The organism is Paraflavitalea sp. (assembly GCF_059502485.1).
Genome location: NZ_JCACET010000008.1, coordinates 1,686,741 through 1,710,327 on the forward strand (window position 1 = coordinate 1,686,741; position 23,587 = coordinate 1,710,327).

At 47.7% G+C, this 23,587-nt stretch carries 15 protein-coding genes; 6 read left to right on the top strand and 9 right to left on the bottom strand.

The genetic code is table 11. The features are described 5' to 3' along the window. Positions 1 to 183: 183 nt before the first annotated feature. On the top strand, positions 184 to 705 hold the full coding sequence (locus tag AC5JBY_RS09575) for a class I SAM-dependent methyltransferase (RefSeq protein ID WP_495904354.1): 522 nt from the start codon (positions 184 to 186) through the stop codon (positions 703 to 705). A 149-nt stretch (positions 706 to 854) separates the two neighbouring features. On the opposite strand, the gene AC5JBY_RS09580 is transcribed toward AC5JBY_RS09575, so the two are convergent. Beyond that, positions 855 to 1,562, bottom strand: coding sequence for a hypothetical protein (locus tag AC5JBY_RS09580; protein ID WP_495904355.1), 708 nt, complete (start codon positions 1,560 to 1,562; stop codon positions 855 to 857). 146 nt (positions 1,563 to 1,708) lie between these two features. Here AC5JBY_RS09580 and AC5JBY_RS09585 point away from each other — a divergent pair, with 146 nt between their 5' ends. The 4 genes from AC5JBY_RS09585 to AC5JBY_RS09600 all read left to right on the top strand — a co-directional run bounded on the left by AC5JBY_RS09585 (position 1,709) and on the right by AC5JBY_RS09600 (position 8,531). Next, on the top strand, positions 1,709 to 3,370 hold the full coding sequence (locus AC5JBY_RS09585) for a tetratricopeptide repeat protein (RefSeq protein ID WP_495904356.1): 1,662 nt from the start codon (positions 1,709 to 1,711) through the stop codon (positions 3,368 to 3,370). Between the two features lie 293 nt (positions 3,371 to 3,663). After that, on the top strand, positions 3,664 to 6,372 hold the full coding sequence (locus AC5JBY_RS09590) for a TonB-dependent receptor (RefSeq protein WP_495904357.1): 2,709 nt from the start codon (positions 3,664 to 3,666) through the stop codon (positions 6,370 to 6,372). 42 nt (positions 6,373 to 6,414) lie between these two features. Continuing rightward, positions 6,415 to 7,449, top strand: a complete 1,035-nt coding sequence (locus AC5JBY_RS09595; protein ID WP_495904358.1) for a hypothetical protein — start codon at positions 6,415 to 6,417, stop codon at positions 7,447 to 7,449. Between the two features lie 23 nt (positions 7,450 to 7,472). Beyond that, entirely contained in the window at positions 7,473 to 8,531 is a 1,059-nt protein-coding gene (locus AC5JBY_RS09600) for a phytase (RefSeq protein WP_495904359.1), read from the top strand. A gap of 3 nt (positions 8,532 to 8,534) precedes the next feature. On the opposite strand, the gene AC5JBY_RS09605 is transcribed toward AC5JBY_RS09600, so the two are convergent. The 3 genes from AC5JBY_RS09605 to AC5JBY_RS09615 form a co-directional block, all read right to left on the bottom strand. After that, positions 8,535 to 9,212, bottom strand: a complete 678-nt coding sequence (locus AC5JBY_RS09605) for an NUMOD4 domain-containing protein (protein WP_495904360.1) — start codon at positions 9,210 to 9,212, stop codon at positions 8,535 to 8,537. Positions 9,213 to 9,394: 182 nt separating this feature from the next. Continuing rightward, positions 9,395 to 9,853, bottom strand: a complete 459-nt coding sequence (locus AC5JBY_RS09610) for a VOC family protein (RefSeq protein ID WP_495904361.1) — start codon at positions 9,851 to 9,853, stop codon at positions 9,395 to 9,397. 166 nt (positions 9,854 to 10,019) lie between these two features. Next, positions 10,020 to 10,199, bottom strand: coding sequence for a hypothetical protein (locus AC5JBY_RS09615; protein WP_495904362.1), 180 nt, complete (start codon positions 10,197 to 10,199; stop codon positions 10,020 to 10,022). A gap of 125 nt (positions 10,200 to 10,324) precedes the next feature. Here AC5JBY_RS09615 and AC5JBY_RS09620 point away from each other — a divergent pair, with 125 nt between their 5' ends. Beyond that, complete coding sequence (locus AC5JBY_RS09620) at positions 10,325 to 11,221, top strand: aldo/keto reductase (protein ID WP_495904363.1); 897 nt, start codon at positions 10,325 to 10,327, stop codon at positions 11,219 to 11,221. A 1-nt stretch (position 11,222) separates the two neighbouring features. Here AC5JBY_RS09620 and AC5JBY_RS09625 read toward each other — a convergent pair whose 3' ends face one another. The 5 genes from AC5JBY_RS09625 to recG form a co-directional block, all read right to left on the bottom strand. Continuing rightward, positions 11,223 to 12,587, bottom strand: coding sequence for an amidohydrolase family protein (locus AC5JBY_RS09625; protein WP_495904364.1), 1,365 nt, complete (start codon positions 12,585 to 12,587; stop codon positions 11,223 to 11,225). Positions 12,588 to 12,654: 67 nt separating this feature from the next. Next, on the bottom strand, positions 12,655 to 16,305 hold the full coding sequence (locus AC5JBY_RS09630) for a DUF7948 domain-containing protein (RefSeq protein ID WP_495904365.1): 3,651 nt from the start codon (positions 16,303 to 16,305) through the stop codon (positions 12,655 to 12,657). A gap of 63 nt (positions 16,306 to 16,368) precedes the next feature. Then, positions 16,369 to 17,421, bottom strand: coding sequence for a PorP/SprF family type IX secretion system membrane protein (locus tag AC5JBY_RS09635; RefSeq protein WP_495904366.1), 1,053 nt, complete (start codon positions 17,419 to 17,421; stop codon positions 16,369 to 16,371). 105 nt (positions 17,422 to 17,526) lie between these two features. Beyond that, complete coding sequence (locus AC5JBY_RS09640) at positions 17,527 to 21,198, bottom strand: DUF7948 domain-containing protein (protein ID WP_495904367.1); 3,672 nt, start codon at positions 21,196 to 21,198, stop codon at positions 17,527 to 17,529. 192 nt (positions 21,199 to 21,390) lie between these two features. After that, complete coding sequence (recG, locus tag AC5JBY_RS09645; protein ID WP_495904368.1) at positions 21,391 to 23,523, bottom strand: ATP-dependent DNA helicase RecG; 2,133 nt, start codon at positions 23,521 to 23,523, stop codon at positions 21,391 to 21,393. Between the last annotated feature and the right edge of the window lie 64 nt (positions 23,524 to 23,587).

The window sequence follows — 23,587 nt, forward strand, 5'->3', positions numbered from 1 at the left end:
ACAATAACGCACCTTGCCCCTTTTTTGTCATTTCGAACGCGTCTCTCCCTTCTGTCATTTCGAGCCCTGCCATACATCTTTGCCCTTTCAGAAACTTACAGGGCGAGAAATCTGCTATCGAAGCAATGGCGCTTGTGTCAATGTACTGGAAGCACTTACAACAGAATATGTTTTCTTTGTGGTATGGAACTTAATCACGCAATCCAGCTCATCAGTACGCCATCCCTCGATGCCACTACACCACAATCCTGGGCCGATCTCGGCGCAGGTACAGGCCTTTTTACCACTGCACTATCAACCCTCATCGGAAAGCAAAGCACGATCTACGCAGTCGACAAAAGCAGATCCGATCTGCAACAGATCAAAACAGCAGCAGAGGTATCCCTTAAAACAATAAAAGCTGATTTTATAAAAGATGAGCTACAACTCCCGGCGCTGAACGGCATACTGATGGCCAATTCTTTACACTACGTAAAAGACCAGCATAACTTTCTTGATAAGATGAAGCACACAATGAAAGAAGGAGGTGCTTTCCTCATTGTAGAATACGATACAGACAGAGCCAATCAATGGGTACCTTATCCATTGAGCTTTATAAAATTGAAACAACTATTCCACGAACTTAAATTCACGACAATCGAAAAGATCGGAGAAACCCCATCCCGCTACAACAATAATAACATCTACGCCGCCTGGATACAATAGCGTAACGTCAGGGTAGGTCGAATAACGCACTCGCTCGCCTCTGGCGAGTGAGGGTATTCCGTAGCCTCCGGCTACAGCGTATTAAAGGTGCTCTGCGAGGCTTGTAGCCTCGCAGCTCTATTCCCGGGCCTTTGGCCCGCACCCCACATTCAAAGTTTATTCAACTCATTAAACAACCCAACCAACCCCTCCTCATTCTTCAGATTGAGTTTCCTGGAGTCCAGTATTTTATTAATAGCCTCAGCATGTTCCGGCAGCGCCTTCAAAATATCATTCTTATTCTTCTTGATCCTTTCAATCCGGTAATTAGGAAGAAACACATACAACGTTTCTATATCTTCAAACTGCTTTTCTTTAGGTGCATTCAGTGGAGAGAACTCGCGTACCTCCTTTTGCCTTAGCTTCAGTAGCTGCACAGGACCTTTAGCCAGCACTTCATAAAATGTCTCGGTAGTATTTTTATCGATGGGAGTATACCCGCTGCGGAACAAAACAGCCGTGTTGGTATCTGTACCAAGCCAGAAAGCTTTCACCGGGGCAGTAAATTCCAGTTGAGCCCCTTCCCGCTGGAAGTAAACCCTATTATTATACACATTGAAGCGCAGCGGTAAACCATTGGCGACCTGACCTTGCTGGAACAGCACGATGCCGGGAGTCCAGTCATTGCTGTAAAATGCAGTACCCTTGATGTCTGCGCCAAACTCCATTACCGGGCGGCCACTGATCGTCCTTTCAAATTGAGAAAGATTGGAGCCTTCGCGGTCTGCTAAGGTCATTTGATTTTGGGAAATACCGGGCAGGTGATACAATAGCATGAATAACAGCAGCAGTGTGCAGTGTTGGTAGAATTTTCTCATGACCTAATATACCGAAAATCCCCGGCCTTGTCCACGTATATTTTAATCCTTCATGCAAGCGGATTTGAGCCCTTTATTAAGTTTGCGTTAAGGAATTATAAACACCCCGGTAGCAGCTTACTTTAGCAGCCGAATTTTCGAGGCTTATGTTTGATGACCGGTTTACAATACTTCCCCTGCGTGCACCCTCCCTGCTGTTGTGTATACTATTGCTACTATTAACCGGCACTTCCACGGCACAACAAAAACAATGGCTGTTCACTTTAGAACAAACGGAACTACTGGCCAAGCGTCAGCCCGACTCAGCCTATATTATATTGAAAGAACTGATGTCCACCGCCAGGGAAAAGAACGACCTGCTGGTAGAAGCCATCTGCCTGCAACAAATAGGTCACGTATTCTATAATTACAGCAACTTCACCCAATCCATCGACCACCTCCTGCAAGCGGAAAAACTTTTCCGGTCACTGAATGAATCCGATAGGCTGGCCGCCACCCTCAACTACCTGGGTACAGTGTATCATTCCAACAAGCAGATTGACCTGGCAGGCCACCAGTTTGCGGCAGCCCTGCAGATCAATATTGACCGTAGAGACAAAAAAGGACAGGCGCTTACCTATGGCAACATGGGACACTGGTATGAAAAGAAGTTGATGTACGACACGGCCTATCAATACCAGCAAAAAGCCCTGGCCCTCTACCATGAGCTGCGCGACAGTGTGGGCATGGCCAAAATATTCGAGAACATGGGCAGCATCCTTGAAGACTATTCCCGCTTCGATTCTGCCCGCCTTTGCTTTGAGAAAGCCTTGGCCATCAACCGGCAGAACAATGACGCCATTGCCCAGATAGAGATATTGAACAACCTCGGAGATGTGTACCGCAAAACGGGACATTACGAAGAAGGACTGGTATACACCCGGCAGGCTTTGCAATTGGCCCGCAACACCCAAACCCAATACCAGCTGGCCAGCGCCTACCGCGATATGGCAAGAGGCTTTGAGCTGATGAAAAAATATGACAGCGCCTACCAGTACAATGAATTATCCCGGAGCCTGGTAGAGACCATCTATGCGGCCACCAACAACCAGCAGATCGCTTTCCTGGAAACGGTATATGAAGTGGAAAAGAAAAATAACGAACTGGCCCGGCTCACGATTCAGCGAAGGCAAAACATTATCATTATAGTGGCCATTGCGTTGGTGGTGGGGCTGTTGATCGTGCTGGGCAGCGTGGTCATCAGTCGTCAGCGCCTCAGGATCAGAAATGAAAAAGCACTCAATGAGCAGAACAAGGATATCTATGAAAAAGGCAAAGACCTGATGCAGGCGGAGATCAGGAACAAACACCTCGAAGAAGAAAAGCTGAAAACAGAGCTGGAGGTGCGCAGCAAAGAACTATCAGCCCATACCCTCCACCTGATCCAAAAGAACCAACTGCTGGAAGAATTGCGCAGCAAACTCCATGAGATTGCCGAAGATGACAAGCGCGACCAGAAAAAGCAACTACGCCAGCTGGTACAAAAGATCAGTCTCAGCTTTAGCCAGGATAATTACTGGGACGACTTCAGAGCCATCTTCGACCAGGTACACCAAACCTTTTTCACCAACTTGAAACAGCACGCCGACAACCTTACACCTGCCGAACTGCGCCTTGTTGCCCTGCTGCGCATGAACCTGAGTTCAGGCGACATGGCTACCCTGCTCGGCATCTCCCAGGATAGCCTGCGCGTCGCCCGCTACCGACTCCGCAAAAAACTCAACCTCGCCGAAGGCGAATCCCTCACCGCATTTATTCAGGGACTATAACAACCCAGTCAGGCCGCTCAAGCGGCCAGACTACGCTGTCGAAGAGTAGGTCGTTCTCAAAGAGGTGTAACAAACAACCACAAAACATTGCCTTAATATTCCCGTAACAATTACTTAATGGCTGTTTTTGTGCTACTCAACTAATTGAACACAAATTGCTTACTGCATTTTGTAACGGCTTTGTTGCCCCTTTGTTCACGCTGTAGAAATGCCTGTAGCCCTTTTGTTCACGCCGGTTTTTACTGTTCACGAGGTGCAGCGATCAAATTTGCGCCATGAACAAAAACCAAATTATGCTAACTAAATGGATCACCTGCTGTATGCTCCTTACCCTCAGTATGGGAGCATGGGCACAGCAGGCAATTATTAAAGGAAAGATCACCGACGCGGTGAATAAGGAAGTCCTCACCGGGGCAACCATCACTTTGTCGGGCGCTAATAATACCACCGTTACGGATGTCAACGGAGAGTTCCTCCTGTATGCCCGGCCCGGCGACCGCCAGTTGGTTGTCCGCTACCTTGGCTACCGCGATACGACGATCGCTTTAAACATAAAGAGTAGTGAGACCCGTTCCCTGAACATTGGCTTGTCGAGTACTTACTCCCGCTTAAGCAGTGTCGTCGTGATGGGCTTGCTGCAAGGCCAGGCCAAAGCACTCAACCAGCAAAAGAATGCCGATAACATTAAGAACGTGGTAGCGGCCGACCAGATAGGCCGTTTTCCCGATCCCAATGCGGCTGAGGCATTACAGCGTGTGCCCGGCGTAAACATTGAGCGCGACCAGGGCGAAGGCCGCTATGTGTTTGTACGTGGCCTCGCGCCCCAGTTCACCAACGTGAGCGTGAATGGCGAACAGATACCCTCCCCCGAAGCCGATGTACGTTATGTAGCGCTCGACGCCATCCCTTCAGATCAGCTCGCTTCTATCGAAGTAAGTAAATCACTGACGCCCGATATGGATGGTGATGCAGTAGGCGGCTCAGTAAACCTGATCACCCGTACGGCACAATCCAAAGTACCACGCATCAACGCCTCCGTAGCCGGAGGTTACAACCAGCTGATGCGTCGTGGCAATATTCAAGGCCAACTACAATATGCACAGCGTTTGGGTAAGCAGGAAAAGTTCGGCGTGATGCTCAACAGCAGCTATTACCACAACGATCTCGGCTCCGACAACGTAGAAAGGTCACCACAGGACAATGAAGTGGAGCTGCGCGATTATGAACTTACCCGCACACGCCTCGGATTGAGCGGAACGTTCGATTACAAGTTCAACCCACGCCATGAAGTTTATTTACGTGCTTTGTACAGCCGCTTTACCGACCGCGAATGGAGAAGAGCTACCAAGTTCGTTCCGGAAGATGACGAGATTGAAAAAGCTACCAAAGACCGCTTTGAAGCCCAATCGATCACCACGATCAACCTGGGCGCCAAACACACCTTCAGCAAGTTCTTCCTGAACTATGAAGCACAATATTCCATGGGCCGTCAGAATACACCCTACGACAATGAAGTAGTTTTTATTGGCGGTATTCCTTCCACCCTCACATACGGCAATCCAAAATATCCCTCCATCATTGCTGATGGTTACACAGACAATGCCGCTTACGAATTTGACGAAGCAGGATTTGGACACACACTTGCCAAAGACCGCAACCTGACAGCAAAGTTCGACCTGGGCATTCCCTACAAACTCAACAACAACAACGGCCTTATTAAAGTAGGAGCCAAGTTCCGCAGCAAGGATAAGAGCTATGCCATTACCCAGGATTACTATGGCGCCATTGCTGATGTGCCCACCCTCGATGAGTTTGATGAAGACAATATAAAGAAGAAATTCCTCGATGGTAACTATACACTGGGAAGGCCCCTGAACGTAACCTCTTTCATCCGCTACTTCAATGCAAACCCTTCAGAATTTGAAGCATCACTCGAAGACAAAGCGATCGACGAAGCGCTCGAAGCCTACGATGCCAAAGAAGATGTGATCGCCGCATACCTGATGGCAAAGCAGCAATTTAAAAAACTGACTGTAGTGGCAGGTTTACGTTATGAGAGAACAAAAGTTAGTTACAATTCCAAAGATGTGGTGATCGACGGCGCAGGAGACCTGCAGGAGATCGTGCCGGTATCTGGCAGCAGCAATTACGACTACCTGCTACCACAGGCCAACGTGCGCTACCAGTTGAGCCGCTTTACCAACCTGCGTGCAGCTGCTACCTTCTCATATGCAAGGCCCAACTTCAGCGAGATCATTCCTGCACAGGAGATCAACCGCGAAGATGAAGTAGCTACAGCGGGCAACGCAGCCCTGAAGCCAGTGAGCGCTTTCAACCTCGACCTGTTGGGTGAACATTACTTTGGCAACGTAGGCGTATTGTCTGGCGGCTTCTTCTACAAACGGTTGAATGACTTCATCTATCGCCGCGTATTGTTCAACAGCCCCTATCCCTTGACTGGAACACCTTACATCAACAGCATCGATGTGATCCAGGCACAGAATGGCAACACCGCCAATGTAACGGGCTTTGAAGTAGCCTTCCAGAACAACCTCAGCTTCCTGCCCGGTGCGCTGAAATACTTTAGCTTATACCTCAATTACACATACGCACACTCGGCAGCTACCCTCCAAAGCCGTACAGCAGATGCGGCAGATCCCAACGCAACGGAAAAGCTGCGCCTGCCCGGACAAGCTACGCACGTAGGCAACCTGTCACTCGCCTTCGAGCGCAAGAAGTTCAACGCTCGCGTTTCCTTCAACTTCAATGGTGAGTACCTCAGCGAAGTTGGCGGCACCAAAGAAGAAGACATCTTCGTAAAGGACAGGGTACAGGTTGACTTCAGTGCAGGCTACGCCTTCAACAGGCATTGGCGCCTGTTTGCCGAGGTCCTCAACATTACCAACCAGCCATTCGAAAGATACATGGCCACAAAAGATCAACTGATCCAGCGCGAATACTACCAGCAATGGGGCCGCTTCGGTGTAAAATTCGATTGGTAAACTCCTTTTCAACTTATTAACCTTTCAACTTTTTAACTCATTATGAACAAGTCATGGATAAAATTATCTGTACTGGCTGCCCTGTTGAGTACAATAGCCTGCGATAAAGAAAACGACGACCTGCTGACACCCTTGTCAGCAAGTCAATTCCCCCAGGTAGTAGTACTGTCTGATGAAGGCGATGGTGGCCTGGAAGATGAAGATGCATTTAGCTTTAAGATCACCCTGGCCGATAGGGTCGACTCCTCCGGTAAAGAACTGGGAGGCAAAGTAGAACCCCTCAAAACAGCGGTGACGGTTAATTTCAAAGTAACAGACTTTGAAGGCTTCTCAAAGCTGTCTGACTATATTAAAGATGCCGAAGCCTTCTATGAAATAGACGACTGTACTACCTCTGCAGATGAAGGGATTGACGTACCTATGACCTTTGACGTAAATACAGCCACTGGTACTGTTACGTTCCCTGCTGGTGTGGAAGAAGTGGAAATCGAATTCGAAGTAGATGAAGACCTGTTCGATGACAATGTATTCAATACAGATAAAAGAGAGCTCACCATCCAGCTTACAGGCATCAGCGCCAACAACAGCAATGTGCAGGTAAATAAAACAGCTGAGTTTACTTACCAGGTGCAGGACGATGAAGGCATCTACGGCGAATGGGAACTGGATGTGGCAAACCCCACCGAGTTTGCTCGCTTCAAACAGCTCTTCGGTCTTATAAATGAAGATATCAAAGACCTGAAAGCAGCCGATGTGAAAGAGATCATTTTGGAATTTGAATTCGAGGAAGTAAAAGCAATTGTAGTGCTGAAAGAAACAGAGGTGATCGATGATTGCGGCACTCCCAAAACAGAAAACAAGGTAATAGAGATAGAAGCAGAGATTGAAGACCTCACAGACGATGAGTTGGAAGGCGACATTGAATTTGGTGAAACGCTGGAAATTGACAATGGCTCCTTCAGGGAATTTGTATATGCCGGTTCTTTCAAGATCGTTGGCGGTAAACTCACGATCGAACTGGAAGGCGAATTTGATGATGACGAAACCGACGCCATCACACTTACCCTTGAAAAATAATACTAAAGCAATTAATTACACACATGCGAAATGCTACTGCGATAATAGTTATAGTACTGTTTATAGTGTATGCGGCTTGCCGGCCAACGGCGGCCCTCAATGGAAAAAACACCGCTGATATTATCAAGCCGGTCATCATCACCGATACGGTGCGTCATGATACCGATGATCCTGCCATTTGGGTCAACCGGGCCAATCCTGCTGCCAGCCTTGTGTTGGGCACAGACAAAGACCAGGACGGCGCCCTCTACGTATTCGATCTGCAGGGAAAAATAGTGCAGGACAAAGTCGTGCGCAACCTGCAACGGCCCAACAATGTCGACATTGAATACGGCCTCAGCCTGCAAGGAAAGCCAACAGATATTGCAGTGGTAACAGAACGCTTCACACACAAACTGCGCATCTTTTCACTGCCCGATATGAAACCCGTTGATGGAGGTGGCATCGAGGTGTTTGTAGGAGAAACGGGCACAGAGTACAGAGATTTAATGGGAATAGCTTTGTATAAAGATCCCGCTGGTAAAATGTATGCAATAGTAGGGAGGAAGACTGGCCCTAAACATGGTGAATACCTGTGGCAATACCTGTTGGAAGACAATGGCCAAGGCATTGTGAAAGGAACATTGGTGCGCAAGTTTGGTAAGTTCAGCGGTAAGAAAGAGATCGAAGCCATTGCAGTAGATGATGCATTGGGATATGTATACTATTCCGATGAAGCCTATGGCGTGCGGAAGTATTATGCAAGTCCGGAAAAGGGAAATGAAGAACTAGGCGTTTTTGGAAGAAAAGGATTCCGGCAAGACCATGAAGGTATTTCCATTTACCCGGTCACAGATAGTACAGGTTACATACTGGTGTCAGACCAGCAAACCAACTACTTCCATATCTTTTCACGCGAAGGCAGCAAAGGCAATCCCCACGATCACGTATTGTTAAAGTCGGTACACCTGTCCACGCTTGAAAGCGATGGATCAGACGTAGTGGCCACGCCCCTGAATGCTACATTCCCCAAAGGACTGTTTGTAGCCATGAGCACTGACAAAACATTCCATTATTATCGCTGGGAAGACCTGATGAAGTAATAACTAAGGATTTACATATTTCCACTTGTACCCATTCCATTGTGAGTAGATGCCTTTCGCCACCTGTATGATCTCCTTTTCTCCGATACCGGTTTGGCGGGAGGCTTCACTTACACTTTCATACTTGGCAACGAGTTTGCCCCGGTGGTACTGCTTGATAGGTTTGCGCCGGGTATAGCCGCCATAAGTCTTGGGCCATTTGGAGCGGTCGGCTATTTTGAGATAGCTGTCCTGGCGGTTGCGCGTAAAAACCCGCTTTTGCTTTTCACTTTTGGTAGCCAGTTGAAGGTTGGCCACCTTATTATTATACCCGTTCCCATCCTTATTGATCACATACAGGCCGTCCTTCTGATAGTTGATCTTTTTATTGACAAATGTCATGTAGATCAGGCGGCGCGTATTGAAGTAATGCTGAACACCATCCATACTCAGTGAAACCCGCAGATCGATCATAGGCTCACCGGTTTTTATATTGTTGTTTTCAGCTATGGACTGGCTAAGGATGCGTCCGGCAACAAATTGCTGTCCGAGGCGGGCATGAATAATAGTGCGGTCCAATGATTTGATACGGCCGTAACTGGAGGCCTGGTAAATACCTTCAAAGCCGGGAATGTCTTTCCATACCTCATTCCGGATGTCTTTGATGGATTTGTTCTCGAAAGGATAAAGTTTGGCGGTCATAGGTCAGTAAAGCTTGGGTTACTTAAACATAATCGTAATCCAATTTACCGGCATCATACCGCGCAACACTCCGTAGTATTACGGTTTTTTAGAGCAGCCTCTTTCGGACGCTTCATTTTTTGTCTTAGATCAAGAATTTCCCCCTGTTTGTTGCCGTTACAACCACCTTCGTATAGAGGTTTTTACTTATCATTATTGATCTCGATCCAATACCCGTCAGGGTCCTGCAGGTAAAGCTGTTTTACACCATCTACCCGAGTGGTCACCGATTTGTTATCACCCTGCCAGTTGGAATAGGGGATATTATTCTTTTCCAATCGTTGGATGACTTCTTCAATAGAAGCAACACTGAAGCATAAGTGAGTGCCTTTCTTGGGCACAATAATGGGGTCACTATATTCTATAAGATGAAGATGACTGCGTTCAGCAATACTGAACCACGTATGCTTGCCATCATGAAATGGTTCTGGAATAGTATCGAGTTGTATGATCTTGCTATAGAAAGCAGTGCTTTTGGCGAGATTGGATACCGATAAAGCAATATGATTGAGAATCGGCTTTTTAGCTTGAGCAAAACTGCTCACAGAAATAATTGTTCCAATAAGGCAGGCAAGAACGCTGTTAATAATGATCTTTTTCATAATGCCAATATACAAAATTATCAGGGAGTAAGGCGCTGAGGCACCCTGGCATGCTTTTATTGAGTATCCACTAAAAAACATCGGGATACATTACTGCACCCCGATGAAACACCTGAAAATAAACCCTGTTAAAAACCCTGTTAAAAACCCTGTAGAAACAATACGATTAATGTAAAGCCACTTTCTTTTTGGGAATCACCAGGTATACCCATACACTGGCAGATAACCAGGAGACTACAGTAAATATGGCAGACAAATAATAATTAGCTTCTGTAAAAAGATTATAGCTGGCGATACCGGTAACGATAGCGATAAGCGGCATCAGGATTGATAAGATCGTTTTCATAACTTTATTTTTAATGATTTCGTTAATGAGTTGCTTTAATACATAGACTGGAAAAACAGCACAGGTTTATTAAAGAAATCATAATGTACCATGTTATAGAACAGTTAAAGCCTTAATTACCACGTATGAACTACCACATATTAGGACAATCCACCCTGGAAGTCAGCGCGATAGGATTTGGTTGCATGTCATTGGGAGAGGATGACGCAGTCAATACACAGCTCATTCATCAGGCCATAGAGGCCGGCATCAACTACTTCGATACGGCAGATATATACCAGCAGGGACGTAATGAAACGATATTAGGCAAGGCCGTAGCCGATAGAAGGCAGGAAGTATTGATCGCTACCAAAGTTGGTAATCAACCGCGGGCCGATGGCAAAGGATGGGATTGGAATCCACACAAAGAATATATCATTGCATCGGTAGAAGAAAGCCTGAGAAGATTACAAACCGATTTTATCGATCTCTACCAACTGCATGGTGGCACCATCGAAGATCCGATCGATGAAACCATTGAAGCATTTGAGCTATTACAACAGCAGGGAAAGATCCGTTATTATGGAATATCATCCATCAGGCCCAATGTAATACGGGAATATATACAACGATCAAAAATAGCCAGCGTCATGATGCAGTACAGCCTGCTCGACAGGCGCCCGGAGGAAAGTTGTCTGCATATGCTTAAGGAAAATAACATCGGAGTAGTGACGCGGGGAAGTGTCGCAAAAGGATTACTGATCGATAAACCAGCCGCCGCTTACCTCGATCACACAGAAGAGGAAGTGGCCCGTGCAGCCGCTGTCATTCAATCGCTGACCACACCACTGCGCGGCGCCACACAAGTAGCCTTACGTTATGTATTGCAGCAACACGGTATTACATCAGCAGTAGTAGGCATACGCACTCCACAACAATTGGAAGAAGCAGTGAAGGCTATAGAGTCACCTATATTATCCGATGAAGAACTGGAGCTGTTACGCCAATCGATCCCGCCCAATTTTTATAACCAGCATCGATAAATTATTTTTTCTCCAACGTCTTCAGTGTTGCATCGATGTAACCCTTGTCAAGCCACCGCCCGGCAAGGCACACACCTTCTATCTGTTGAGTAGCCTTGATATCTTTCAGCGGATTGCTGTTAAGCAATAAGAGATCAGCCACAGCACCGGTCTTGATCACACCTGCATCACTACGCTTCAGGTACACGGCAGGATTAACAGTGCCGGTGCGCAGTGCCTCATAAGGCGTAAGACCTGCATCCACCATATACTGCAATTCATGGTGCAGCGAAAAACCAGGCACGTCAAACACTTGCGGCGCATCAGAACCCAATAATATTCCTACACCATTTTGCTGGCAGGCCTTGATTAGTTTCCTGCGCACTTCGATAAACTTCCGCACATCAGCAGGCTTATAATTAGGATTACTGATCAGGTTCTTTTTGGTATTTACCCAGCTATTGACAGTGTTGGGAGACATATACACCATCTCAGCCTCCTGGCCCAAGGCTTCCGGAGATTTGTCGGGAGAGATCCACCTTTCTGCCAGCGCCTGAGTAGGCACCACCCAGATATTATGATCGTGCAAGCCCTTCATGAGTTTCGGAATGCGCGATTCATCAGCCTGGTGGCCTATGAACGTGGCAAAAAGACCCGTCTGTTGTTCTGCTATATTCTCAATGCCAGGTACGAGACTTTCTACAAAGCCATCCATATGATCGATCGAAGCATAACCGGCATCGATCGCCCGCCAAACGCCTACCGCATAAGATACGTGGCCGGCAAAAGGAATACCCACTTCTTTAGCAGTCTTCACAATCACATTGAAATTGTCTACGGTAAGACCGGGGTGCAGCTTCAGGAAATCATAACCAGCCGCTTTCTGATCACGCACGAGCTTTTCAGCGGCAGCGGCAGTACTGGCAGTTTGTCCATTGATAGAAGGACCGGAAGTATAGAGACGAGGGCCGATGATCTCACCAGTTTGCAATTTATTACGCAGCTCCAGGTGATACGGATGACCAAGCATGCCGCGAATGGTAGTAACACCTTTCAGGGCAAACAACAATACCACCTCTTTATTAGCGGCTACATTATCATTAGGCGGCACATGCGCATGCATTTCCGCAAGACCGGGCATCAGGTATTTGCCCGTGCCATCGATCACCAGCGCATTGGCGCCATACTTTACCGTACGCGCATCACCTATAAGAGATATTTTGCCATCCTTCACGATCACTACCTGGTTAGGCAGCACCTGCTCCTTATCCATGGGGATCACATTCACGTTGCGGAAAACGATCTCCTGTTTCCGGGAGTCCGGTAAATCCTGAGCCACTAAAGAAATAGTGCAGGCGAGCAGGAGGAAAGGCAATAAGATTTTCATGAGATGGTTATTTACTACAAAATAACCAAAATAGTGCCTGGGATGACTACCATTAGTCAAATACCATTTATCTTATAAGGGTGATATCCCCCGTCTTACGTTGAGTCCTTCCATCGGTAAACATCACGTCCAGCGTGTAAGTATATACATCCATAGGCTGCAGCTTGCCCTGGAAGGTGCCATCCCAGCCGGCATTGCGGTCACTGGTCTCAAACACCTTTTGCCCCCAGCGGTTATAAATACGCCAGCTCATTCTGCCGATGCCAAATCCCGCTACTTTTACCACACTGGCCCTGTTGCCCCTGCCCGGAGTAAAAGCATTGGGCACATCCAGCAGCGGATCGATCAATGCTGGCACAGTAAGCGTGTCCTCATCAGTACAGCCAAATTCATTATAAGTGATCAGCACGGCAGTATAATTGCCGGTTGCATTATACTGATGAATTACATTACGCATGTCATTAGTAATGGTGCTATCCTCATCACCAAACAACCATTTATACCGCACGCCGCCGATCGATTGATTGAGGAACGTCGTAGGCTTGTTCACCTGCGGCGTAGTAGGAGTGATGCTGAAAGCAGCAGTTGGTTTCGTGTTCACGGTAAGCGTAAAGGTCAGCGAATCCTTTTTGTTACAGGTGTTGCTGTCCACCACCATCATCTTGATAGTATACGTACCGATATTATTGTAGAGGTGAGTAGGGCTCATCTCAGTAGAAGTAGTCCCATCGCCAAAATCCCAGAAATAATCATGACCACCCAGTGAGGTGTTGTCGAAGAACGCATTATAAGGGGCACAACCCATAGATGGCGTTTTTACCCGTGCATCTACATTGGCTACCACGCCCAGCTTTAACGGCTTCCAGTCACCCGAATTACAGTAATTGGTGTCGAGCAATATCAGACGTACGGCATAAGAACCGGCCGCTGTATACACATGCGTAACGGGCGCAGCGCCAGTGGGCGTAATGGGAGTGCCATCACCAAAATCCCAGGCAAAAGTGTTTGGACCGAATGGCTTGCTCGCTGGTGGCACAGACAGGTTGGTGAACTTGAACCCGAGCGATTCACAAGGTCCATCCTTATCAGCCCTGAAGTTGAGGTCAGCCGGATCATCCCTCACCCGTATGTTGACGTAAGCAGTATCCCGTTGATTACAACTGGTAGGGTCCACAGCGATCAGCCTTACCCGGTAAGTACCAATGGCATTGAAAGTATAAGTAGCATTAAAGTCGGCCGTGGTAAGATCAGTCACGCCATCACCATTAAAGTCCCATTCATAACTTTTGGCATTGCGAACAGTGTCGCGGAAACTGATGGTGAAAGGTACACAGCCAACAGTGTCCGGCAGGTTATTGAAATAAGACTTGGGGCCGGAAGCCACACCGGCAAAGTTGAATGCGATCTTGATGGCTGCCAGGTTACACTCCCTGCTGCCACTGGTAGGCGCCCACACGCCCGGCGTAGTAGGAAAACGCTGCGTAATAGGATAGTCCCTGTCTTGACCACAATTGGCGCAAACAGCCTGGTAAATAACACCCTGCTCATCATAGCGACTGGTGCCACCATCCACGTGCTCACCAAAACCACCTGTCTGACCGAAATAGGTACCATACAACAAACCGGTAGCATCACGCTTGATCACGATGAAATAAAAATCCCGGTTATCAGTTGTAGATTTTAGAGCGTCCGGCGTAAGCGGCATATTCCCGATCCCATCCATATTCGCATTGTTGGTATTGGGCACCAGCCAGCCACCCCAGCCGGAGATATACACGTTTTCACAACGGTCTACGAGGAAGGCCACGGGCGATATATTAGGCTTTGCTGAGCCATTGCCAAAAACGGTGGAATAAATGAACCCCGATAGATCAGGCTTTACCTTGGCAATAAACTGCTTTGAATTGGCAACACTATACGCGGCATTTTGCACGGGCCAGTTCCCTTCCGTAACCCCCATAATGTAAGGAATACCGCTCCTGTCGAACTTAAGGCCATACACCGCATCAAAAGAGGTAGTGCCCACGTAGGTAGTATTGATGAGAGTGGTGCCGTCATTGGATATACGGGCAATAAAACCATCTGTTAAGCCGCCTGTATAAGTTGGTTGATAAACCCCTGGCTTGCTGGCCGGCGGCAGGTCAGTGCTGGTAGTAGTTCCTGCTACATACAACTCATTATTGGTAGGATTAAGCGACAACACAAAAGCACCATCGGTACCGGTGCCGCCAATATAACTACACCAGATAATATCATTACAGGCAGCATTGATCTTCATCACAGTTCCATCCTGCTGCCCACCACCGAAGCCGCCCTGAAATACACCGGTCGTTACAGGCATACCATCAGTGGCACCGGATGATTGCGTTTGAGCAGCTACATAAATGTTGTTATTTCCATCCAGTATTACCTCACTCCGCGAATCATCACCATAAAAACGGAAAGTGCTATTAGGGGCCATGCTGGCGCCCACCTGGTCTTTGATATTTACACCATCATTCGCAGTGCCGCCGATACGTAGAGAACCAATAATAGCAGTTCCTCCTGCATTGAGCTTGGTAACCACAATATCACTGCCACCACCCTTACCCTTCAATATACCCGGGTAGTTGGTTGAAGTGGTTTTCCCCATGATCACGAGGTTACCCTGCGCGTCACATATAAGACTATGAGGATAGTCGTTGCCATTGCCACCGAGATAAGTAGCATAAGAGCGCTGACCATCAGGAGTAAATTTAAAGATGCCCATGTCGATACCCTTGCCACCGGCTGTGCTGGTGCCGCCCTGAAAGTCTACCTGATAAGCACCGGTAGTTGTAGGGAAGCCCCTGTCGAATACAATGCCGCCGGAATACAGGGAGCCATCAGGGCCGGGCGTGGCTGTGTAGCCATACTGGTCGGCCGTACTACCAGTGAAAGAACAAAATACCAGCGTGGGGTCGATCACCAGCGTACTGGCTTTCGAATAATTATCTACGCGGAACCTGACCGTATTACCATTCACCAGTTCATAACGGCAGGCCACTTCTTTCTTGCCCGTTGCCATATCAAACTGATACGTGTAAGGATACAATTCCTTCAGGTCGCCCACCGATGTTTTAATGATCAGCTCATTATTCTTCACCTGTAGCTTATCTGCACCCTCATATTGCATGGCAATCTTACTGACATCGCCGCCGGGACGAATGATAAGATCATACTTCAAACGCCCATATTCAGAATAATAGCGGATATCGATATTGGGATAAATGTCTTTATATACGATAGCCTGATACACGGGCACATCAGTGGCCCATTGTGAAGGATCATTCCCCATGAAATAGCTGGTATGGGTAGGTACGGGTTTCTCCGGCACGGCTACACTCTTCTCATTGGCACCGGCAAACTGTACCCGGTAAGCATGAGAGCGAACCACCAGTGGCGCAGGAGGAGGGCCGGAAGGCTTTCCGGGACCCCTGTCGGGGCGGCTAAGCCGGGATACCTCATCTTCATGATTACGGTCGAAGAAACTATTGAGGTCATCGCCATTGTGTTGTACTACCGTAAAACCATTCTGTTGAAGAAAGAAAGCGCCGGTCGATAAACTACTCTTGAACCGTACCTGTTTTTCCCACTGCCCTTTATTCTCGATGAAATCAAATGAAGAAGCACCACTCTGTGCAGTCAGCTGCAAGGCGGCAAGCAGAATAGGGATAACTATCAGGTATTTCCTGTTCAAGGGATCGCTTTTATAATTACATAAAAGTCCAGCAGGCTTTGCTGCTACACAATCCCTGAAAACTTAATATTTGAATGTAGGACAAAGCGACTGTCTCTTGTCGCCATTGTATTCATCATAAAAGCCACGGTGCATCAATGAAAACTCATAAGCGCCCCGGCTATTGTTATATTGTTTCAGGGAGGATGTTGTAGCGTCGTAAGAGAAGGTAAGACGAATATTTTTATATTCAAAGCCGAGCATAGGCACAAAAGCATCACCAGGGCGGTAATATACACCACCCAGTAATTGCATCTCGCCATCACCCGACAGATCATATTGAGCATAACCACCGGCAACCAGTTCATTGGATTTTGCCTGCATGCTATAGTATGCCATCGGATTGATGATCACATCATCAGTCACTTTCAGGCTGGCATTTATAAACCCATTGTAGCGAGGTGATATCCGTGAATCATATCCTATAGGGTCACTATTGAAGAATGACTCCCGGGGGCGGTTGATATGCCAGGCACTCACACCCCCATTGACATAGATCTTATCAGTAGGGAAAAAAGCATAGTTCACACCAAACTGTACATCGAAATAATTGACGTTGGTGGCATCTGGTATCCCATCCGAAGGGAAATTGGAATCAAAGAATTTACCATCAAACTGATCAGGAAATTTCAGCGCGGCAGTATTGATGCGTTTGTTCGACCAGCCCACATTGAAACCGGCAGACAGCAGGTGTGCTATGCCCAGCATCTGGTGGTAGGCCGCAGAAGCGTATACTTTGGTAGACGTCAGTTGACTGGAGCCGGCCACATCACGCAGGATCACGCCACCCAATCCCAACCAGCCACTTTCAATCCGGTCGCGAAGCACCTGGGCATCGCCCCATACACTGAAAGTTTTGTAAGGAACCGCCATTACGTTCGACCATTGGTTGCGGTAATTGGCGCCGATTCGGTAATCGGCATCAGGAATAAAACCAGTATTCGCCGGGTTGGTAGTCAGCGGGGAGTTGAACCATTGAGAAAAGTGCAGGTCCTGCGCGTCCGATCGCTGATTCATCAGCAATCCGCCCAGCAATAAAACAAAAAATGTCTTAAAGTACCCCCTTTGCTCACACATAGTCAATTTTTTAATGTTAAGGCTCCCGGAACCCCTTCGACCTTGCGTTATTAAATATACGGTTATACCCGCTCAAGTGGTTGGCTTTAACCAATCATTAATTCCCTATCGTATCAATGTTATATCGCCCGTTTTTCGCTGTGTCCTCCCATCACTAAACACCACGTCCAGCGTGTAGGTATAAACATCCATCGGCTGCAATTTGCCCTGGAAAGTACCATCCCATCCGGTATTCCGGTTGTTGGTTTCAAATACCTTTTGGCCCCACCGGTTATAAATGCGCCAGCTCATATTGATGATGCCAAAACCGGCCACTTTCACCACGCTGGCCCTGTTGCCCCTGCCTGGTGTAAAGGCATTAGGAACGTCCAGCAAAGGATCGATCAACGATTCTATCGTTAGCGTATCGATATCCGAACAGCCAAACTCATTATAGGTCACAAGCTTAGCCATGAACTTGCCCGCTGTATTATATTGATGGATTACGTTTTCCATAGTCTTGGTAACAAGCGAATCCTCATCTCCAAAGAACCAGCGATATTCGGTCCCACCGATCGATTGATTCAGGAATGTCGTGGGCTTATTGATCTGAGGTGGGATAGGCGTTACACTGAATGCCGCAGTAGGCTTCGTATTCACCGTGATCTCAAAGGTCAGTGAATCCTTCTTGTTACAGGTATTGCTGTCCAGCACCATCAACTTGATAGTATACTTACCAATATTGTTATAAAGATGCGTGGGGCTCATTTCAGTGGAGGTAGTGCCGTCGCCAAAATCCCAGAAATAATCATGACCACCCAAAGAAACGTTGTCGAAGAAAGCATTATAAGGAGCACAGCCCATTGAAGGCGTATTGACCCGTGCATCTACATTATCTACAACACCAAGATTCAAAGGCAGCCAGTCGCCACCATTACAATAACTGGTATCCAGCAATATCAGCCGGATCGGGTAGGTGCCCGCTGCTGTGAAATAGTGTTTTACAGGGTCCTGATTGGTAGGCACAATGGGCGTACCATCACCAAAATCCCACGCAAAGCTGTTAGGGCCAAACGGTTTGCCCGGAGGAGCAACAGACTCATTGATAAAGTTGAAGCCCAAAGATTCACAAGGGCCATCCTTCACAGCATGGAACTTAAGATCAGCCGGATCATTCTTTACCCGGATGGTTACATAAGCTGTATCACGTTGGTTACAACTATTTGGATCAACAGCGATAAGCCTTACCCGGTAAGCGCCAACCGCATTGAAAGTATACGTTGCGTTGTAAGTAGGTGTAACAAGATCATTCACCCCATCACCATCGAAATCCCACTCATAACTTTGAGCATTCCGCACGGTATCACGGAAATTGAGCGTGAAAGGCACACAACCAACAGTATCAGGCAGGTTGTTGAAATAAGCCTTGGGGCCAGAGCCTACCCCCGCAAAGTTGAAAGCGATCTTTACAGCCGCAAGGTTACATTGAGGACTGCCATTCCTTTCAGCCCACACGCCCGGCGTAGTAGGGAAAGACTGCGTAATGGGATATTCAGCAGAACCAAAACAGTTGGCGCAGATAGCCTGGTAAATAACACCCTCCGAGTCGTACCGGCTGGTACCGCCATCCACGTGCTCCCCTTCACCACCGGTTTGACCAAAATAAGTACCATACAACAATTGAGTAGCATCACGTTTGATCACAATGAAATAAAAATCACGGTTATCAGTAGTGGGCTTGATGGCATCGGGCGTCAGAGGCATATTAGCAATGCCGTCCATATTGTAAGGATCGCGGTTGGTGGGTTCCAGCCATCCACCCCAGCCGGATATATAGACATTCTCACAACGGTCTACGAGGAAAGCCACAGGAGAAATATTAGGCCGTGCAGAACCATTACCAAATACAGTAGAATAAATAAAGCCCGACAGATTAGGCTGTAGCTTGGCCACAAATTGTTTTGAATTGGCAACACTATAAGTGGCGTTTACTACCGGCCAGGCGCCTTCTGTAACACCCATCACATAAGGAATATTATTCCTGTCGAACTTGAGGCCATATACCGCATCAAATGATCCGGTTCCTAAATAAGTGCTGTTGCGCAAAGTAGTCCCATCATTAGAAATGCGTGCCACGAAACCATCCGCAACACCTCCCTGGTAAGTACCTTGGTAAACACCCGGCTTACTGGCCGGCGGAAAATTATCACTGGTAGTAGCACCACCAACATAAATGTCATTGTCGGCAGGATTGATCGCCAATACAAAGGCGCCATCATCCTTGGAGCCACCGAGAAAACTGGCCCATATCATATCAGTACAAGTCGGATTGATCTTGATCACCACACCATCCTGGTTGCCGCCAGGGCCAGGTTGGAAAGAAGTAGCAGAGGCAGGAAAAGGATTGCTGGTACCGGTTGATTGCGTTTGCGCGGCAATGTAAATATTACCGGCATTATCCAGTATCACTTCACTTCGGGAGTCATCACCATAAAAACGTACAGTTGATTTTTGAGAACCACCACTCTCGATCTGGTTGGAGATATTTACACCATCATCCCCGCCACCGCCAATCCGTAATCCGCCGATAAGACCAGTACCATTGGCATTCAATTTAGCTACGGCAATATCCGATCCACCACCGGAGCCCCTTAAAGTGCCCGGCCAGTTGGTAGAATAAGTTTTACCCATCACGACCAGGTTGCCTTGGTTATCACAAATAAGACTATGCGGATAATCGTTCCTGTTGCCTCCGAGGTAAGTGGCGTAAGAGCGACGTCCATCAGGCGTAAATTTGAAGATACCCATATCGATACCTCCCAATCCTTCCACATCATCACCACCAACATAACCGGTTTGATAAGCACCGGGAGTTGTAGGGAAGCCGGCACCGAAAACAATACCACCTGAATAAAGAGAACCGTCTGGGCCGGGCGTAGCTGTATAGCCATATTGATTGGCCGGGCTACCGGTAAAAGAACAAAACACAAGCGTAGGGTCGATAACAAGCGTGCTGGTTTTGGAATAATTGTCTACACGGAACTTGATGGTATTACCATCGATCAGTTCATAATAACAACCCACTTCCTTTTTACCATTGGTCATGTCAAACTGGTAAGTGTAAGGATACAACTCCTTCAATTCACCTACAGAAGTTTTAATGATCAGCTCATTCTTCTTGACAGATAATTTATCAGCCCCTTCATACTTCATGGCGATCTTACTGACATCGCCACCCGGATGAACAATGATATCATACTTCAGCCGGCCATACTCAGAGTAATAACGCACATCGATATTGGGATAAATATTCTTGTAAACGATAGCTTGATAAACGGGCACATTCGCAGCCCATTTCGAAGGATCATTGCCAATAAAATAACTGGTATTCGTTTGAACCTGTTTATCTGGTACAACAATACTATTCTCATCAGCACCTACAAACTGTACACGATAAGCATGCGAGCGGATCACGGGTGGGATAGGAGCGGGTTGTCCTGTGCCCGGCTTACCCTTGTTAGGCCCCCGGTCAGGGCGGTTGATGCCACCGGGATTCTCATCAGCTTCATGGTGACGGTGAAAAAAACTATTGAGGTCATCGCCATTATGTTGAACAACAGTAAAACCATTCTTCTGCAGGTAAAAAGCACCGGCAGAAACCTCCCCCTTAAACCTTACCTGCTTGTTCCACTGACCCTTATTCTCCGTGAATTCAAACGATGAATTACCACTTTGCGCAGCGATCTGTAGAGTGGCGGCAACGAGGAGCACAGTAACTATCAAACTTTTCCTGCCCAAGATGTATTTTTTACAAATTACTTAATAAAAACGTCAGAACTCCCTCGTTCTTATTGAGAATGAAGGGTTTTTAATACAATTTTAAACCAGTATAAACAGTTGATTATTGGGGCTGTTAAGCTATAAAAGAGTAGCTTTTTTTCAATAGAATTGGATATATGTATGATCGAATACAGAATATGAGCTTATAATCTACGAAATTTTACTCCAGGCGGTTTTTCCCTGTAAGGATTGCAGATATTCCTTTAGCCGCAAATTTTCTGCCGAACTAAGGTCTGGATCTGTTTCTGCGATCTTTTCTGCCACTTCCCGGGCCGCCTCAAGCCATTGCCTGTCCTCCAGAATGTTAGCCAGTTTGAAATTCAATACACCACTTTGACGAGTACCTTCAATATCACCTGGACCACGCAGTTCAAGATCCTTTTCCGCAACCTTAAAACCATCAGTGGTCTCACACATCGTCTTTAACCGTTCAGTGGCATCATTGTTGAGTTTAGAGCTTGTTAATAAAATGCAAAAACTCTTCTCGGCTCCCCGTCCCACACGCCCGCGCAACTGATGCAATTGCGATAAACCAAATTTCTCTGCATTCTCTATCACCATTACGCTGGCATTGGGCACATCCACACCAACTTCAATCACGGTAGTGGCAACCATTATGTGAGTGTCGTGGTTCTTGAAACGTTGCATGTTGGTTTCCCGTATATCAGCCGTTTGCCGTCCATGCACCATGCTCATCCAATACTTGGGTTCGGGAAAATAAGCCTGCACATTTTCATACCCCTTCATCAGGTTCTCGTAATCCAGCTTTTCAGATTCTTCAATAAGCGGAAAAACGATATAAGCCTGCCGGCCCTTTTCAATCTCAGCCTTGATAAAACCCATCACCTGGCTGCGCGCCGTCTCATAACGATGTACGGTTAAAATAGGTTTCCGGTTGGGGGGCAGCTCGTCCATGACGCTGTAATCCAGGTCGCCATAAGCTGTCATCGCCAGCGTACGCGGAATAGGAGTGGCGGTCATTACCAGCATGTGCGGAGGGATCGCCGCCTTGGCCCACAATTTGGCCCGCTGAGCCACGCCAAACCGATGCTGCTCATCCACGATGGCAATACCAAGGTTTTTGAATTGAACAGTATCCTCTATCACGGCATGCGTACCTACCAGCAACTGGACCTCGCCCTGTTCAAGCCCTTTCAAGATGGCCCGCCGTTCGGCAGCCTTGGTAGTGCCGGTAAGAATACGGATGTTCACCGGAAGGTCTTTCAGCAGCCGGGTAAGCCCGGCAAAGTGCTGACGTGCCAGTATTTCAGTAGGCGCCATCAGACAGCTCTGGTAGCCATTATCAGCCGCCAGCAACATCACCAGCAGTGCCACAATAGTTTTCCCGCTTCCCACATCACCCTGTAGCAGGCGGTTCATCTGCTTGCCACTGCCCGTATCCTTCCTGATCTCCTTGATCACCCTTTTCTGCGCCCCGGTCAGTTCAAAAGGCAGGTATTTTTCGTAAAAAGTATTAAAAATGTCACCCACCTGGCCAAAAACCACACCACGCGAATAGCGGTGCCGTTTGGCTTTTACCAGGTGCATACGTAACTGAGCGATAAAAAACTCTTCGAATTTCAGCCTGTTCATGGCCTGCTCCCACGCCTCTGTAGAAGGAGGAAAGTGAATATGCGAGAGCGCCCGGTAGCGCGGCACCAATTGAAGCGGCTGAATTACATAATCAGGCAGGTTTTCCGGAAGCTCCTTCTCACTCAGGTGCATGAACAGCGACTGCGTGAGCTTGGCGATCTGCCGGGCCCCCAGCCCGCGGGCCTTCAGCTTTTCGGTAGTGGAATAGACGGGTTCCAGGAAATTACGCCCGGTATTGGCCTCCTCCGTTACAGCTTCAATCTCAGGGTGCGTCATCTGCGCCGAAGCCTGGAAAAAGCTTACTTTCCCAAACACCCGGTAAGTGCTCCCGATAGTCAGCATCTTCTCGATCCAGTTGATGCCCTGGAACCAGATGAGTTCCAGCGTCCCGGAAGCATCCCGTATTTCAGCGACCAGCCTTTTAGCCCGTTTTTCACCCATAATGCCCACGCTGGTAATCCGGCCGGCGATCTGGATAAAGTCCGTTCCCGGGTTGATTTCCCGGATCAGGCTTACCTTGGTCCGGTCGATGTGGCGATAAGGGAAATGCTCCAGCAGGTCTTTGAACGTAAAGATTCCCAGCTCTTTCTGCAAAAGCTCCGCCCGTTGAGGGCCAACCCCCTTCAGGTATTCGATCGGACTGGCCAGAATATTTGTTCCCCTGCTGCTGATAGTGAATTCTTTGCGCAAATGTAAGCGTCCAGGCCATGATTTGGCAGTTGGTGGGGTAATTTAAGGATATTCCATACCCCTG

What these genes read in the sequence shown, in the direction of transcription:
- AC5JBY_RS09575 (WP_495904354.1), top strand. Translation starts at nt 184, where the DNA reads ATGGAACTTAATCACGCAATCCAGCTCATCAGTACGCCATCCCTCGAT.
- AC5JBY_RS09580 (WP_495904355.1), bottom strand. Translation starts at nt 1,562, where the DNA reads ATGAGAAAATTCTACCAACACTGCACACTGCTGCTGTTATTCATGCTA.
- AC5JBY_RS09585 (WP_495904356.1), top strand. Translation starts at nt 1,709, where the DNA reads ATGTTTGATGACCGGTTTACAATACTTCCCCTGCGTGCACCCTCCCTG.
- AC5JBY_RS09590 (WP_495904357.1), top strand. Translation starts at nt 3,664, where the DNA reads ATGCTAACTAAATGGATCACCTGCTGTATGCTCCTTACCCTCAGTATG.
- AC5JBY_RS09595 (WP_495904358.1), top strand. Translation starts at nt 6,415, where the DNA reads ATGAACAAGTCATGGATAAAATTATCTGTACTGGCTGCCCTGTTGAGT.
- AC5JBY_RS09600 (WP_495904359.1), top strand. Translation starts at nt 7,473, where the DNA reads ATGCGAAATGCTACTGCGATAATAGTTATAGTACTGTTTATAGTGTAT.
- AC5JBY_RS09605 (WP_495904360.1), bottom strand. Translation starts at nt 9,212, where the DNA reads ATGACCGCCAAACTTTATCCTTTCGAGAACAAATCCATCAAAGACATC.
- AC5JBY_RS09610 (WP_495904361.1), bottom strand. Translation starts at nt 9,853, where the DNA reads ATGAAAAAGATCATTATTAACAGCGTTCTTGCCTGCCTTATTGGAACA.
- AC5JBY_RS09615 (WP_495904362.1), bottom strand. Translation starts at nt 10,199, where the DNA reads ATGAAAACGATCTTATCAATCCTGATGCCGCTTATCGCTATCGTTACC.
- AC5JBY_RS09620 (WP_495904363.1), top strand. Translation starts at nt 10,325, where the DNA reads ATGAACTACCACATATTAGGACAATCCACCCTGGAAGTCAGCGCGATA.
- AC5JBY_RS09625 (WP_495904364.1), bottom strand. Translation starts at nt 12,587, where the DNA reads ATGAAAATCTTATTGCCTTTCCTCCTGCTCGCCTGCACTATTTCTTTA.
- AC5JBY_RS09635 (WP_495904366.1), bottom strand. Translation starts at nt 17,421, where the DNA reads ATGTGTGAGCAAAGGGGGTACTTTAAGACATTTTTTGTTTTATTGCTG.